Origin of the sequence: Streptomyces sp. NPDC029044 (genome assembly GCF_040637495.1) — a bacterium.
In the GTDB taxonomy this organism is placed as follows: domain Bacteria; phylum Actinomycetota; class Actinomycetes; order Streptomycetales; family Streptomycetaceae; genus Streptomyces.
In genome coordinates this window covers 1-15,266 of record NZ_JBEZWN010000106.1, presented here as the reverse complement: position 1 = coordinate 15,266, position 15,266 = coordinate 1, and the positions used below count along the sequence as shown (strand labels likewise).

Annotated in this window: 12 protein-coding genes; 1 reads left to right on the top strand and 11 read right to left on the bottom strand. The window is 69.7% G+C overall.

Features of this window, described 5'->3' with window-relative positions:
* The 10 genes from AB0E85_RS38320 to betA form a co-directional block, all read right to left on the bottom strand.
* Nucleotides 1-340: sarcosine oxidase subunit delta (locus AB0E85_RS38320; protein ID WP_361937355.1), on the bottom strand; the 340-nt coding region annotated here is incomplete at its 3' end.
* A gap of 28 nt (nucleotides 341-368) precedes the next feature.
* Nucleotides 369-1,601, bottom strand: a complete 1,233-nt coding sequence (locus AB0E85_RS38315) for a sarcosine oxidase subunit beta family protein (RefSeq protein WP_361937353.1) — start codon at nucleotides 1,599-1,601, stop codon at nucleotides 369-371.
* Nucleotides 1,598-2,881, bottom strand: coding sequence for a serine hydroxymethyltransferase (gene glyA / locus AB0E85_RS38310; RefSeq protein ID WP_361937351.1), 1,284 nt, complete (start codon nucleotides 2,879-2,881; stop codon nucleotides 1,598-1,600). Before glyA ends, AB0E85_RS38315 begins: the two co-directional genes overlap by 4 nt.
* Entirely contained in the window at nucleotides 2,878-3,738 is an 861-nt protein-coding gene (locus tag AB0E85_RS38305) for a bifunctional methylenetetrahydrofolate dehydrogenase/methenyltetrahydrofolate cyclohydrolase (protein WP_361937349.1), read from the bottom strand. The genes glyA and AB0E85_RS38305 overlap by 4 nt, the downstream gene beginning before the upstream one ends.
* 93 nt (nucleotides 3,739-3,831) lie before the next feature.
* Nucleotides 3,832-6,270 carry an FAD-dependent oxidoreductase gene (locus AB0E85_RS38300; RefSeq protein ID WP_361937347.1) on the bottom strand — a complete coding sequence of 813 codons (2,439 nt, stop codon included), beginning with the start codon at nucleotides 6,268-6,270 and terminating at the stop codon, nucleotides 3,832-3,834.
* Between the two features lie 227 nt (nucleotides 6,271-6,497).
* Nucleotides 6,498-7,460: an ABC transporter substrate-binding protein gene (locus AB0E85_RS38295; RefSeq protein WP_361937345.1), complete on the bottom strand. Its 963-nt coding sequence runs from the start codon at nucleotides 7,458-7,460 to the stop codon at nucleotides 6,498-6,500.
* 13 nt (nucleotides 7,461-7,473) lie between these two features.
* The gene (locus AB0E85_RS38290; protein ID WP_361937343.1) at nucleotides 7,474-9,483 is read right to left on the bottom strand and encodes an ABC transporter permease subunit; all 2,010 of its coding nucleotides are present in this window, start codon (nucleotides 9,481-9,483) and stop codon (nucleotides 7,474-7,476) included.
* Complete coding sequence (locus AB0E85_RS38285; RefSeq protein ID WP_361937341.1) at nucleotides 9,483-10,571, bottom strand: glycine betaine/L-proline ABC transporter ATP-binding protein; 1,089 nt, start codon at nucleotides 10,569-10,571, stop codon at nucleotides 9,483-9,485. The genes AB0E85_RS38290 and AB0E85_RS38285 overlap by 1 nt, the downstream gene beginning before the upstream one ends.
* A gap of 19 nt (nucleotides 10,572-10,590) precedes the next feature.
* Nucleotides 10,591-12,060, bottom strand: a complete 1,470-nt coding sequence (locus AB0E85_RS38280) for an aldehyde dehydrogenase family protein (protein WP_361937339.1) — start codon at nucleotides 12,058-12,060, stop codon at nucleotides 10,591-10,593.
* Between the two features lie 196 nt (nucleotides 12,061-12,256).
* Nucleotides 12,257-13,918: a choline dehydrogenase gene (gene betA, locus AB0E85_RS38275; protein WP_361937337.1), complete on the bottom strand. Its 1,662-nt coding sequence runs from the start codon at nucleotides 13,916-13,918 to the stop codon at nucleotides 12,257-12,259.
* Nucleotides 13,919-14,125: 207 nt separating this feature from the next.
* On the opposite strand from betA, the gene AB0E85_RS38270 reads away from it, so the two are divergent.
* Nucleotides 14,126-14,872: an IclR family transcriptional regulator gene (locus AB0E85_RS38270; RefSeq protein ID WP_107457790.1), complete on the top strand. Its 747-nt coding sequence runs from the start codon at nucleotides 14,126-14,128 to the stop codon at nucleotides 14,870-14,872.
* Between the two features lie 46 nt (nucleotides 14,873-14,918).
* On the opposite strand, the gene AB0E85_RS38265 is transcribed toward AB0E85_RS38270, so the two are convergent.
* A partial coding sequence (locus AB0E85_RS38265; protein ID WP_361937335.1) for an SRPBCC family protein occupies nucleotides 14,919-15,266 on the bottom strand: 348 nt, incomplete at its 5' end.

Genomic DNA, 15,266 nt, shown 5'->3' with positions numbered 1-15,266 from the left:
CCGTTTCGGCCTGGACGGCCTCGTCCTCAAGCGCCGGACAGGCTGCCTGCGCCGCACGTGCCTCGAGAACGGCCGGGCACTCCTCGCCCGCGCGGTACACCGTCAGGATCTCGTTCGTCGACGTGTCCCGGACGGCGTTGAACCAGCGGCGGCAGCCCGCGGCATGGCTCCAGCGCTCGGCGAAGGGGCCCCTGGGGTTGTCGCGGAAGAAGAGGTAGCGGGCCCACTCCTCGTCGGTGAGGGACGCCGGGGCCTCCGGGTACGGCACATGGGCCTGGCCGCCGTAGTGGAACTCGGCCTCGTCGCGAGGTCCGCACCACGGGCAGGGGATCAGCAGCATGGATCGGCTCCCAAAGCTTCCAGTGGTCCTAGTGGGCCACCGCGGCCGCGCCGTGCTCGTCGACGAGCGCGCCGGTGGTGAAACGGTCGAGCGAGAAGGGGGCGTTCAGCGGGTGCGGTGCGTCGTGGGCGATGGTGTGGGCGTAGACCCAGCCGACGCCGGGGGTGGCCTTGAAACCGCCGGTTCCCCAGCCGCAGTTGAGGTAGAGGTTGTCCACCGGGCTGAGGCCGATGATCGGTGAGGCGTCGGGGCTGACGTCGACGATGCCGCCCCAGGTGCGCAGGACGTGGGCGCGGGCGAAGACCGGGAAGAGTTCCAGGGCGGCCGCCATCTGCTCCTCGATGATGTGGAAGGCGCCGCGCTGGGTGTAGGAGTTGTACGCGTCGATGCCCGCACCCATGACCAGCTCGCCCTTGTGGGCCTGGCTGACGTACACGTGCACGGCGTTGGACATGACCACCGTCGGGTGGACCGGTTCCAGCAGCTCCGACACGAGGGCCTGCAAGGGGTGGCTCTGGACGGGGAGTTCGATGCCCGCCATGGCCGCGAGGACCGAGGTGTGGCCCGCCGAGCAGAGCGCGACCTTGCCCGCGGCGATCGGGCCCCGGGTGGTACGGACCCCGACCACCCGGTTGTCGACCACGTCGAGGCCGGTGACCTCGCAGTTCTGGATGATGTCGATGCCGGCGGCGTCGGCCGAGCGGGCCAGGCCCCACGCGACGTGGTCGTGCTTGGCGATGCCCGCGCGGGGCTGGTAGGTGGCGCCCAGGACGGGGTAGCGCACGTCCGGGGAGATGTTGACGATCGGGCAGACGTCCTTGACGCCGTCCGCGTCGAGCCACTCGGCGTCCACGCCGTTGAGGCGGTTGGCCTCGACGCGGCGCACGCTGTCGCGGACGTCCTGGAGGCTGTGGGCGAGGTTCAGCACGCCGCGCTGGGAGAAGAGGATCGGGTAGTCGAGCTCGTCCGCCAGGCCCTCCCACAGCTTGAGGGCGTGCTCGTAGATGCCGGCGCTCTCGTCCCAGAGGTAGTTGGAGCGGATGATCGTGGTGTTGCGGGCCATGTTGCCGCCCGCCAGCCAGCCCTTCTCCAGCACCGCCACGTTGGTGATGCCGTGGTTCTTCGCCAGGTAGTGGGCGGTGGCCAGGCCGTGGCCGCCGCCCCCCACGACGACGACGTCGTAGGAGCACTTGGGCTCGGGGTTGCGCCAGAGCCAGTCGGGGTGTTCGGGGAGCTCGGCGCCGGGGGTGCGGGGGCTCATCGGGCGTCTCCGTTGTCCGACAGGTGCGGGTAGAGCGGGTGCTTGGCGGCCAGGGCCTCCGTGCGGGCACGCAGGGCGGCCACGTCGGGTTCCGGCTGGAGGGCGAGGGTGATGACGTCCGCGACCTCGGCGAAGTCCTCCTCGGTGAAGCCGCGGGTGGCCAGGGCGGGGGTGCCGATGCGCAGGCCCGAGGTGACCATGGGCGGGCGCGGGTCGAAGGGCACGGCGTTGCGGTTGACGGTGATGCCGATCTCGTGGAGCAGGTCCTCGGCCTGGCGGCCGTCCAGTTCGGAGTCGCGCAGGTCGACCAGGACCAGGTGGACGTCCGTGCCACCGGTCAGCACCTTCACTCCGGCCGCCGCCGCGTCCGCCTGGGTGAGACGCTCGGCGAGGATGCGCGAGCCGGCGAGCGTGCGGGCCTGGCGTTCGGCGAACTCCGGTGTCGCGGCGACCTTGAACGACACCGCTTTCGCCGCGATGACGTGCTCCAGGGGGCCGCCCTGCATGCCGGGGAAGACAGCCGAGTTGATCTTCTTGGCCAGGTCGGGCTCGTTAGTGAGGATGACGCCGCCGCGCGGACCGCCGAGGGTCTTGTGCGTCGTCGTGGTCGTGACGTGGGCGTGCGGTACGGGGCTCGGGTGCAGTCCTGCCGCCACCAGTCCGGCGAAGTGCGCCATGTCGACCATCAGCAGGGCGCCCACCTCGTCGGCGATCCTGCGGAAGGCGGCGAAGTCCAGCTGCCTGGGGTACGCCGACCAGCCCGCGATGATCATCTTGGGGCGGTGTTCCTTGGCGAGCCGCTCCACCTCGTCCATGTCGACGAGGTTGTCCGTCTCCGAGACGTGGTACGGCACGACGTTGAGCATCTTGCCGCTGTAGTTGATGCGCATGCCGTGCGTGAGGTGCCCGCCGTGCGCGAGGTCGAGGCCGAGGACGGTGTCGCCGGGCCGGAGCAGGGCGAAGAAGACGGCGGTGTTGGCCTGGGCGCCCGAGTGCGGCTGGACGTTGGCGAAGCCGGCGCCGAAGAGGGACTTGATGCGCTCGATGGCCAGCCGCTCGGTGACGTCGACGTGTTCGCAGCCGCCGTAGTAGCGGCGGCCGGGGTAGCCCTCGGCGTACTTGTTGGTCGCGACCGAACCCTGGGCCTCCATCACAGCGGAGGGCGCGAAATTCTCGGAGGCGATCATCTCCAGGGTGGACTGCTGGCGGTGCAGCTCGGCGCGGAGCGCGGCGTGGACCTCGGGGTCCAGCTCCGCCAGGGGGGTGTTCAGCGCGTTCATACGGCGTTCGCGTTCCTCTCGGCGGCCTCGACGACATTGGCGAGCAACATGGCGCGGGTCATGGGGCCCACGCCTCCGGGCATCGGCGCGAGCCATCCGGCGACCTGGGCGGCGTCCGGGTGGATGTCCCCCACCAGGCCCTGGTCGGTGCGGGTGATGCCGACGTCCAGGACGGCCGCGCCGGGGCGCAGCATGTCCTTGGTGATCAGGCCGGGCGAGCCGGCGGCCGCGACGACGATGTCCGCCTCGCGCACGTGCCAGGCCAGGCCCTTCGTTCCGGTGTGGCAGAGGGTGACGGTTGCGTTCTCGGAGCGGCGGGTGAGCAGGAGCCCGATCGGCCGTCCGACCGTGATGCCCCGCCCGATCACACACACCCGCGCTCCGGCGAGCGGCACGTCGTGGCGGCGGAGCAGTTCGACGATGCCGCGCGGGGTGCACGGCAGCGGCGCCTCGACGCCGAGGACGAGCCGGCCGAGGTTGACGGGGTGCAGTCCGTCGGCGTCCTTGGCCGGGTCCATGCGCTCCAGTACGGCGCCCGCGTCCAGGTGGCGGGGCAGCGGGAGCTGGACGATGTAGCCCGTGCAGGCGGGGTCGGCGTTGAGTTCGTCGATCGTCTCCACGACCTGCTGCTGCGAGGCGTCGGCGGGCAGCTCCCGCCGAATCGAGGCGATCCCCACCTGGGCGCAGTCCCGGTGCTTGCCACCGACGTAGGCACGACTGCCGGGGTCGTCACCGACCAGGACGGTACCCAGACCGGGCACCCGGCCGGTGATCGCGCTCAGCTTTGCGACGCGTTCGGCGAGTTCCCGACGAAGGACAGCGGCGGTGGCCTTGCCGTCGAGCAGTTGTGCGGTCACCTGGAGAGTTCCTTCCAAGGAGGCTGTGGTGGAACAGACTTAAGGGGCGCGGGGAACTGCGCGACCAGCCACAACGCAGCCGCAGACGAAAACTCAGCCACGAAGCCGGGACATGGCCGGATCGAACAGAGGCTCCTCGGCGACCACGGCCTCGACGGACTGATCGAAGTACCCGATGTGAACGACGGTCCCCGGAGCGGCCAGCTCCACCGGCAACCACGCATAGGCAATGCCCTTGCCGATCGTGTAGCCATAAGCCGCACTGGTGACGTACCCCACCGCACAGTCCCCGTCGTACACCGGCTCCTTGCCCATGACGACGGCCTCGGGGTCGTCGATCGTGAGACAGGTCAGCTTCCGCCGGACATCGGCCTTGCGCCGCTCCAGCGCCGCCTTCCCGACGAAGTCGTCCTTGTCGAGCTTCACGGCGAAGCCGACACCGGCCTCGTACGGGTCGTGTTCGTACGTCATGTCCGTGCCGAAGGACCGGTAGCCCTTCTCCAGGCGGAGACTGTTGAACGCGCCCCGCCCGGCCACGATCCCGCCCAGCGGCTCGGCCGCGCGCCACAGCGTGTCCCACAGCTTCTGTCCCAGGTCGGCGGTGGTGTACAGCTCCCAGCCCAGCTCACCGACGTACGACAGCCGCATCGCGGTGACCGGCACGGAGCCGATGTGCGCGCGCTTGGCGCGGAAGTACTTCAGGCCGGTCGCCGAGAAGTCGGCGTCGGTGAGCGGCTGGAGGACGTCGCGGGCACGCGGCCCCCACAGGCCGATGCAGCAGGTGCCGGGGGTGATGTCACGGACCTGGACCGTGCCGTCGGCGGGGAGGTGCCGGGTGAACCAGTCGAGGTCCAGGTTGCCGTTGGCGCCGACCTGGAAGAGGTCGGGGGCGAGCCGGGCGACGGTCACGTCGCTGCGGATGCCGCCGTCGTGGTCGAGGAGCAGCGTGTACGTCACCGAGCCGACGGACTTGGCGACCTTGCCGGTGCACAGCCGCTCCAGGAACTCGCCGGCGCCGCGCCCGCTGACCTCCAGCCGCTTGAGGGCCGTCATGTCGTACAGGGCGACGGTCTCTCGCGTGGTCTGGGCCTCGGCGGCGACGATGGGCGACCAGTAGCGTGCGGCCCAGTCGTTGGGGGTGACGATGGAGCGGCCTTCGACCAGGCCGGCGTTGGCCTCGTACCACTGGGGCCGCTCCCAGCCGTTCGCCTCCAGGAAGAAGGCGCCCAGCTCCTGCTGGCGGGTGTGGAACGGGCTGGTACGGATCGGGCGCGGGTCCCCCGACGGCTGGAGGGGGTGGAGGATGTCGTAGACCTCCACGAAGTTCTGGCAGTCGCGGGCCAGCACGTACTCCGGAGAGAGCTGGTGCGGCTCGAAGCGGTTGACGTCGCACTCGTGCAGGTCGAACGAGGAGCAGTAGCCGTCGACCAGCCACTCGGCCATGGCCCGCCCGACGCCGGCGGAGTGCGTGACCCAGACGGCCTCGGCGACCCAGAAGCCCTTGACGTCCGGGGATTCGCCGAGCAGGGGCAGACCGTCGGTGGTGAAGGAGAACAGGCCGTTGATGCCTTCCTCGACCTTGGCGTCCTTCGCCGCGGGGAGCAGTGACTGCGTCTCGGCCCAGGCCTCCTCGAAGTCCTCCTCGGTGAACTTCAGGACGGAGGGCATCTCGTCGGACTCGTCCACGGAGAGGATGTCGTCTGCGGAGATCGGCATCGGGCGGTGGCCGTAGTAGCCGATGCCCAGGCCGTCGAAGCGGTCGCGGTAGTAGAGGTCGGCGTCCTGGTGGCGCAGGATCGGGCGGACCGCTTCCTGCGTCTGTCCGGCCAGGGCCGGGACCGGGCCCGTCCAGGCGAGCTGGTGGGCGAGCGGGGTCAGCGGGAGGTTCATGCCGGCCATGCGGGCGATCTTCGGGCCCCAGATGCCGGCGCAGCACACGACGATGTCGGCCGGGATCTCGCCCTGGTCGGTCAGGACGCCGGTCACCTCCCCCTCGGCCTGCCGGATGTCGAGGACCTCGTGGCGGGCGAGGAAGCTGACTCCGCGCTCGGTGGCCCGGCGGATCTGCGCCTCGACGGCGAGGACCGCCTTGGCGAGGCCGTCGGTCGGCACGTGGAGGCCGGCGAGGACCTTGTCCGGGTTGACGAGGGGGTGCTGTGCGACGCACTCCTCGCTGGTGAGCAGCCGGGACTCGATGCCCCAGGAGGCGAGCCAGCCGTGGCGCCGCTGGAGTTCGGTGACGCGCTCCGGGCTGGTGGCCACCTCCAGGCCGCCGACCTGGAGGAAGCAGGGCTGCCCGTCGACGTCGAGGGAGCAGAACTTCTCGACGGTGTAACGGGCCATCTCCGTCATGGTCTTGGAGGGGTTGGTCTGGAAGACCAGGCCCGGGGCGTGTGACGAGGAGCCCCCGGTGGCGGGCAGTGGGCCCTGGTCGACCACGGTCACTTCGGTCCAGCCGCGCGCGGAGATCTCGTCGGCGAGCGCCGCCCCCACGACGCCCGCTCCGATGATGACCACCCGGGGTCCCGCCATCGCCGCACCTCCGACGTTGAAAGCGATCCAGTTGCTGTCTACGCAACAGGGTTCAGGTTGCGCAACTCAATGTGCCCGCCGCGCATCGGCGTGTCAAGAGGTCCGCGACGCCGGAAAAACACCCGGGGGCGGCGGGGAGGAAACAGCGCAAAACGACGAAGCCCGGCAGGCTGACGACACAGCCTGCCGGGCCTCCCGGGCCGGACTCACACGGGTGTTCCCGCGCCCTACTTGATCCAGGCGTCGACCTTGCCGCGGTTGGCCTCGACCCACTTCTTCGCGGCGGCCTCGGGTGCCATCTTGTCCACCGCGATGTACTTGGCCACGGTGTTCTGGTCCTCGTTCGTCCAGGTGAAGTTCTTCACCAGGTCGTAGGCCGGACTGCCCGACTTGGCGAACTTCGCACTGACGATCTTGTCGAGCTCGTACACGGGGTAGTCACAGGCGACCTTCTCCGCGTCGGCGTCGCAGCCCTCCTTGTATGCGGGCAGGCTGACCTTCTTCAGCGGTACCTCGGACATGAACCACTGCGGCTCGTAGAAGTAGCCGATCACCCATTCCTTGTTCTTCTCGGCGTTGCGGTAGGCCTGGATGAGCGCGGTCTCGCTGCCCGCGTACACCACCTTGAAGTCCAGCTTGAGGTTCTTCACCAGCGCCTCGTCGTTGGTGACGAACGACGGGTCGCCGTCGAGGAGCTGCCCCTTGCCGCCCGACTCCGAGGTCTTGAACTTCGAGGCGTACTTGTCGAGGTTCTTCCAGTCGGTGATGTCCGGGTGCGCCTTCGCCAGCCACGGCGGCACGTACCAGCCGATGAGGCCCTTGTTGCCGGTCGGGCCGGCGTCGACGGCCGTCTTCTGGTCGGTGATGTACTTCTTCTTCAGGTCGTCGTGGCCCCAGTTCTCCACGACGGCGTCGACCTCGCCCGTGCCGAAGCCCTGCCAGGCGATCTCCTCCTTGAGGTCCTTCTGCTCGACCTTGCAGCCGAGGTCGTGCTCGGCGACGTACGCGAGGACCGCCGCGTTCGCCTCGTAGCCCACCCACGGGTTGATCGCGAGGTTGAAGGTGCCGCACTTGCCCGAGCTGCCCGAGCCGGCCGCGTTGTCGTCGCCGACCTTCGCGCCCCCGCAGGCCGTGAGGGTGAGGCCGAGGACGGCCAGGCCGGCCGCGCCGGCTCTGAAGTGTCGTGCCATGGTGAGGTGCTCCTTATGCTCCGGCGCGGCGAGCCGCTGCCTGAGTGATCCGGTCGAACATGACTCCGAGCAGGACGATGGCGAGTCCGGCCGCCAGTCCCTTGCCGTACAACTGGCCCTGCGAGAACCCGGCCACGACGTCGTAGCCGAGGGCGCCCGCTCCCACCAGGCCGCCCACCACGACCATCGACAGCACGTAGATCAGGCCCTGGTTGGTCGCGAGGGTCAGGGCTCCGCGTGACATCGGCAGCTGGACCTTGGTGATGATCTGCCAGGTGTTGCATCCGGTGGACATCGCCGCTTCCACGGTGGTCCCGGGCACGGCCCGCACCCCATCGGCGATGATCTTGATGGCGACGGGTGCCGCGTAGACGATCGCGGCGACGATCGCCGTGAACCGCGTCGCGCCGAACAGCGCGAGGAACGGCACGAGATAGACGAACGGCGGCATGACCTGGGCCGCGTCCAGGGACGGCCTGAGCAGCCGGTCGACGAGCGCGCTGCGCCCCATCCACACCCCGAGGACGACGCCGAGCAGCATCACGAGCACGGTCGCCACCGCGGTGGAGGCCAGGGTCGTCATGGCGTCCGACCACACGCCGGTGGCGATGAGCAGACCCACGCACACGGCGGAGGTGGCCCCGGCACGCCATCCGCCGAGCACCGTGCCGAGCGCGACGAGGGCTGCGCCCACGAGCCACCACGGCGAGTCGGTCAGCAGGGTCTGGAAGGGGTTCAACAGGCCGTTGGTGAGGGCGTCGCGGAAGGCGTTGGTCAGACCCGACAGGTTGTCCTGGGCCCAGGTGGTCACGTCGGTGGCCGCCTTGGCGATGGTGCTGCCGGTGCTGCCCTCGCCGGGGAACTCGGCTGCCCACAGGTACGTGTGCGACAGGTACACCAGGACCGCGGCCACCACTCCCCCGGCCACCACCAGCTGCTGCCGCCACTTGAGGAAGGGACTGTCCGAGCCCCGGGCCGTGTCGGCCCGTCCGCTCGCGGCGGTGGTGACCCGGTCGAGCACGATGGCCATGACGACGATGGCCAGTCCGGCGTTGAACGCCGTGCCGACGTCCAGCGACTGAAGGGCCTGGACGACCGTCGCCCCGAGGCCGGGTGCGTTGATCAGGGCCGCGATGGTCACCATGGCCAGAGCGGCCATGATGGTCTGGTTGACGCCCATCACCACGGTCCGCTTGGACATCGGCAGCAGGACCTTCAGCAGCGCCTGGCGCCGTGTCGCGCCCATCGAGTCCGCCGCCTCGACCGTGGTCTCGGGAACCGAGCGGATGGCGTGGGCGGTGATGCGGATCGCGGGCGGCGCCGCGTAGATGGCCGTCGCGATGGTGGCGGAGGCCGGGCCGATGAGGAAGAACAGGGTCAGGGGCGCCAGGTAGACGAAGGTGGGCATCGTCTGCATGAAGTCCAGGAACGGCGTCACGATACGGTTGAACCGGTCGGACAGTCCGGCCCACACGCCCAGGGGCAGTGCGAACAGCAGCGCCACGAAGACCGCCGAGAGGGTCAGCGCCAGCGTGTCCATGCTCTCCTGCCAGAGGCCCTGGAGGCCGAGGAAGGTGAAGCCGGCGACGGCGAGCAGCGCGACCCGCCAGTTGCCCAGGGCCCAGGAGACGTAGCCGGCGATGCCCACGACACCGAGCCAGCCGATCTGCGGGACCGGGCGGCCCGCGGTCGGCTGCGAGATCAGCTCCTGCACGAAGGTCACCAGGGTGTCGATGACCAGGCGGATCTCGTTGAAGAAGTAGAGGAAGAGCGGGTTGGAGTTGCGGTTCGCGCCGATGGAGTCGTTGACGTCGTTGAACCACCGGTGCAGGTCGGTCAGATCGGCCGCGGCGAGCGACAGGGTCTGCTTGCCGCGCAGCACGGCGAAGAGGACGAGCCAGACGACCAGGATCGCGCCGACGATCATCGAGCGGCTGACCGTGGGCGCGCGCCGGGCGGGAGCGGGCGGCTCCTCGTTCCCGGTTCTCTGCGGTCTCTGCGTCTTCTCTACGGCGACGGTCATCAGGCGTCGCCTTCCTGCCCGGCGACCACCGCGAGGATCTCCTCGTCGCCGACGATGCCGAGCAGTTCGCCGTTCTCGACGACCTTGACGGGCTTCTCGGCCGCGAGCACCGCCCGCGTGGCCTCCTTCACCACGACGTCCGGGCCCAGCTCGGGACCGTCCAGGGGGTCGTCGGGTGCCGCCGGGCGCATGATCCACCGCAGGGTCAGCACGTCACCGCGGGGCACGTCCCTGACGAAGTCGCGTACGTAGTCGTCCGCGGGGGCACCGACCAGTTCGTCGCCGGTGCCGCACTGGACCATCCTGCCGTCGCGCATGATGAGGATGCGGTCGCCCAGGCGCAGTGCCTCGGACAGGTCGTGGGTGATGAACACCATGGTCTTGCCGACCTCGTGGTGCAGGCGGACGACCTCGTTCTGCATGTCGCGGCGGATCAGCGGGTCGAGCGCCGAGAACGGCTCGTCGAAGAGGAGGACGTCGGGGTCGCCGGCCAGGGCGCGGGCGAGGCCGACGCGCTGCTGCATGCCACCGGACAGCTGGTCGGGGTAGGAGCTCTCGTAGCCCGAGAGGCCGACGAGTTCGACGACCTCCAGCGCGCGCCTGGTGCGCTCGGCTCTGCTCATACCGCGGATCTCCAGGCCGAAGGCCACGTTGTCGACGACCCGGCGGTGCGGCAGCAGCCCGAAGTGCTGGAAGACCATGGAGAACTTGCTGCGGCGCAGCTCGCGCAGACGGCTCGCGTCCGCGTCGCGGATGTCCTCGCCCTCGAAGAGGATCTCGCCGGTAGTGGGTTCGATGAGGCGGGTCAGACAGCGCACCAGGGTGGACTTGCCGGAGCCGGACAGGCCCATCACGACGAACACCTCGCCGGGCGCGACCTCGAAGTTCACGTCGCGCACGGCGGCCGTGCATCCGGTGCGGTCCATCAGTTCGCGGCGGGTGAGTCCGCGCAGTTCCTCGGAGCCGGGCACCTGGGCCGCCTTGGGCCCGAACACCTTCCACAGGTCGCGTACGGAGATGACCGGGGTGGGTGCCGCGTCCTGGGGGGTGTCGCGCCGCCGCGACGCCTCGGTCGTTGCTGGGGTCATGTTCGACCTCTTTCGGCGTTCAGCCGCGGAACCAGTGCTGCGGCCGGGGTTGGATGTTCTGCCAGATGTGTTTGGGCTCCCGGTACTCGTCCAGGCCCGTCGGTCCCAGCTCCCGGCCCACGCCGGAATGCCCGAACCCACCCCATTCCGCCTGCGGCACATAGGGGTGGTAGTCGTTGATCCACACTGTGCCGTGGCGCAGCCGGCGGGCGACCCGCTGGGCTTTGCCTGCGTCCTGCGTCCAGACGGCGCCGGCGAGTCCGTACGCGGTGTCGTTGGCGATGCGTACGGCGTCGTCCTCGTCGGTGAAGCGCTCCACGGTGAGGACGGGCCCGAAGGACTCCTCGTGCACCACGCTCATGTCCTGACCGCACGCGTCGAGCACGGTCGGCGGGTAGTAGTGGCCGCCGGCCAGGGCCGAGTCGCCCGGGCGTTCGCCGCCGCAGCGCAGGACGGCACCCTCCGCGAGTCCGGCCGCGACGTACGCCTCGACCTTCGCCAGGTGCTGGGCGGAGATCAGCGGGCCGGTGTCGGCCTGCGGGTCGAAGGGGCCGCCGAGACGGATCCTCCGGGCGCGGCGGACCACCTCGTCGACGAACCGGTCGTGCAGCGCGTCCTCGACGATCAGCCGGGCACCGGCCGAGCAGACCTGGCCCGAATGCAGAAAGACGGCCGTGAGCGCGAAGTCCACGGCCGTCTCGAAGTCGGCGTCGGCGAAGACGACATTGGGGTTCTTGCCGCCGAGCTCCAGCGCGACCTTCTTCACGGTCGCGGCGGCGGTGGCCATGATGCGTCTGCCGGTGTCCAGGCCGCCGGTGAAGGAGACCATGTCGACGGCGGGGTCCTCGGCGAGCGGTGCTCCCACCTCGGGCCCGGTTCCCAGGACGAGGTTGGCGGCGCCGTCCGGAAGTCCGGCCTCCGCCAGGGCCTTCATCAGCAGGATCGAGGTGGAGGGGGTGAGTTCGCTGGGCTTGAGGACGATGGTGTTGCCGGCGAGGAGGGCCGGGGCGACCTTCCAGCTCGCCTGGAGCAGTGGGTAGTTCCAGGGGGTGATCAGGGCGCACACGCCGATCGGCTCGTACACGACGCGGCTGACGGCGTCGTCGCGGCCGGTGTCGATCACCCGGCCGGCGTCGGTGCCGCCGAGCCCTCCGTAGTAGCGGAAGCAGGAGACGACGTCGGCGATGTCGTACTCGCTCTCCACCAGCCGCTTGCCGGTGTCCAGCGATTCGGCGCGGGCGAACGCGTCGGCGTCACGTTCGAGGAGGTCGGCGGTGCGCAGCAGGAGCGCGCCGCGCTCGCGCTCGGGGGTGCGCGGCCAGGGCCCCTCGTCGAAGGCCCGCCGGGCCGCGGCGATGGCCGCCTCGGTATCGGGGCGGGTGCCTTCGGACACGGTCACGGAGAGTGTTCCGTCTGCGGGGCAGCGGATGTCCCGGTGGCCTCCGGCCACGGGATCCCGCCATTTGCCGTCCACGTACAGGTCTGCCACGTCGGGGCCCTTCGAGCGAATCGCGTTGCGCATCACGCACCGCATTGCTTGTGGTGGAACACTCTGGAGAAGGCGGGATCGCACGTCAAGGGGTTGACCGATGACGGTTTAACCAAGGAGGCAACCCATAGAACCCGACGCCGACCAGCCCGGACCACCGGATTTCCGGGCCGGTCGGCTGTCTGAAAACAGTGGGTTACGCGGAGGCTTCGCGGTGCCGGTAGTACGCGGCGCCGGACGGCGGAAGCGGCTCCTTGCCGAGGATGAGGTCGGCCGCCTTCTCCGCGATCATCATCACCGGCGCGTAGATGTTGCCGTTGGTGATGTAGGGCATCACCGACGCGTCGACGACCCGCAGTCCCTCCACGCCGTGCACGCGCAGATCGGCCGGGTCCACGACGGCCATGTCGTCGGTGCCCATCTTGCAGGTGCAGGACGGATGCAGCGCCGTCTCGGCGTCCTTGGCGACCCAGGCGAGGATCTCCTCGTCGCTCTCCACGGACGGGCCGGGCGAGATCTCCCCGGCGTTGTACGGGGCCATGGCGGGCTGGTTGAGCAGCCTGCGCGCGACCCTGACGGCCTCGACCCACTCACGGCGGTCCTGCTCGGTGGAGAGGTAGTTGAAGCGCAGCGCGGGGTGCTCGGCGGGATCCTTGCTCTTGATCTTCACCGAGCCGATGGCGTCGGAGTACATGGGTCCGACGTGGACCTGGTAGCCGTGTCCGCCGGCCGGGACGGAGCCGTCGTAGCGGACCGCGATGGGCAGGAAGTGGAACATCAGGTTGGGGTAGTCCACGTCCTCGTTGCCGCGGACGAAACCACCCGCCTCGAAGTGGTTGGTCGCGGCCGGCCCCGTACGGAAGAGCCACTGAAGGCCGATGAAGGGGGCACGCCACTTCGCGAGGTACGGCTGCATGGAGACGGGCTGCTTGCAGCCGTACTGGATGTACACCTCCAGGTGGTCCTGGAGGTTCTCGCCGACGCCCGGCAGATCGTGTACGACGTCCACGCCGAGCGCCGCGAGCTCCTCGGCGTTGCCGACGCCGGAGAGCTGGAGGAGTTGCGGGGAGTTGATCGCGCCTCCGCAGAGGATGACCTCACCGGCCCGCACCCGCCGGGGCCTGCCGCGACCGTGCCGGTACTCGACGCCGACGGCACGCTTGCCCTCGAAGAGGACGCGGGTGACCAGGGCACGCGTGGTGACGGTCAGGTTGGGCCGCTTCCGCACGGGCTTGAGGTACGCCTTCGCGGCCGACAGCCGGCGCCCGCGGTGGACATTGCGGTCGAACCTGGCGAAACCTTCCTGCCGATAGCCGTTCACATCGCTGGTCGGAGGGTGCCCCGCCTCCTCGGTGGCCTGGAGGAAGGCCTCGAAGAGCGGGTTGGTTCCCGGGCCCCGTTCGAGGACGAGGGGGCCGTCGTGGCCGCGGAACTCGTCGTCCGGGTCGGCGGCCAGGCAGTTCTCCATCCGCCGGAAGTACGGCAGACAGTGGGCGTAGTCCCAGGTCTCCATGCCGGGGTCGGCCGCCCAGCGCTCGTAGTCCATGGGGTTGCCGCGCTGGAAGATCATGCCGTTGATGCTGCTGGAACCGCCCAGGACCTTGCCCCGCGCGTGGTAGACGCGCCGGCCGCCCATGTGGGGCTCGGGTTCGGACTCGTACTTCCAGTCGTAGAAGCGGCTGCCGATCGGGTAGGTCAGTGCCGCGGGCATGTGAATGAAGACGTCCCACGGGTAGTCGGGTCTGCCCGCCTCCAGGACCAGGACCCGGTTGCCGGGGTCCGCGGAGAGCCGGTTGGCCAGTGCACTGCCGGCCGATCCACCACCGACGATGACGAAGTCGTACTGCAAGTCAGCCATGAGGCCTCGTCTCGCTCGCGCCGTAGAGAATGCGCGGCATGCTAGTACCGGTATCTCTATGCGCACCAGGTTGCGGACAACGCAACTTCTGATTTTCTCGTGAAGGCCGTGACCTGCACCGCTGTCGGCTATGTTAATCGCCCGTATAGTTGCGTTGTGAGCAACTACCATCCGGATACCGAAACGACAAGTGCGCCGACCGGCGGAGTGCAGTCCGTCGATCGAGCCATCACCGTGCTGGAGATCCTGGCCCGGCGCGGCGAGGCCGGCGTCAGCGAGGTAGCCGCCGAGATCGACGTCCACAAGTCCACCGCGTTCCGGCTGCTCGGCGCTCTGGAGGTGCGCGGTCTGGTCGAGCAGGCGGGTGAGCGCGGCAAGTACCGCCTCGGTTTCGGCATCGTCCGGCTCGCCGGCGCGGTCACCGGGCGCATCGACATCACCCAGCAGAGCCGCCCGGTCTGCGAGCGTCTCGCCGAGGAGATCGGCGAGACCGTGAACCTCGCCGTGATGCAGGAGAAGTACGCGATCAACCTGTACCAGGTGCGCGGTCCGGGCGCCGTGACGGCGTTCAACTGGGTCGGCCAGCTGACGCCGCTGCACGCCACGTCCAGCGGCAAGATCCTGCTGGCGCACATGCCGGCCAAGGAGCGTGCCGCGCTGCTGTCGGACGCGGGCCTGAAGAAGATGACGCCCCGCACCCTGACCGCGAAGACGAAGCTGGAGAAGAACCTCGCCGAGGCGCTGGAGCGCGGCTACTCCTGGACGCTGGAGGAGTTCGAGGCGGGGCTGCACGCCATGGCCGCCCCGGTCCGCAACCGGGACGGAGAGGTCATCGCGGCGATCAGCGCCTCAGGGCCGGCGTACCGGCTCACCGAGGACCGTATGCACGACCTCGCGCCGGTGCTGGTCAAGGGCGCGGACGAGATCAGCCATCGGATGGGCTACCTGGGCTGAGCCTGCCGCGCCGGACAGCTGGCTGGGGGGACGCCGGGAGCCGCCACTACTGCGGCCGCCCCGCGCCCAGGCGCTCCTGGACGAAGGTGTGGAACTCGCCGATGTGGTGCTCGCTGGGCACCAGGACGCCGCCCTTGGCGTACAGCCGCGAGCTCATCGCGGGCTGGCAGCGCTCGCAGGCGTCGAAGTCCTGCCGGTTGACCCGGTCGAACAGCTCCACCGACCGGCTGACGTCCTTCCCGCTCTCGACGACGTGCTTGAGATAGAGCCAGTCGCACTCGACGATCGTGCGGTCCGCGGCGACCGGGTACATCCGGTGGAAGATCACGTGGTCGGGGACCAGGTTGATGAACACCTGCGGGCGCACGGTGATGGCGTAGTAGCGGCGGTCCTG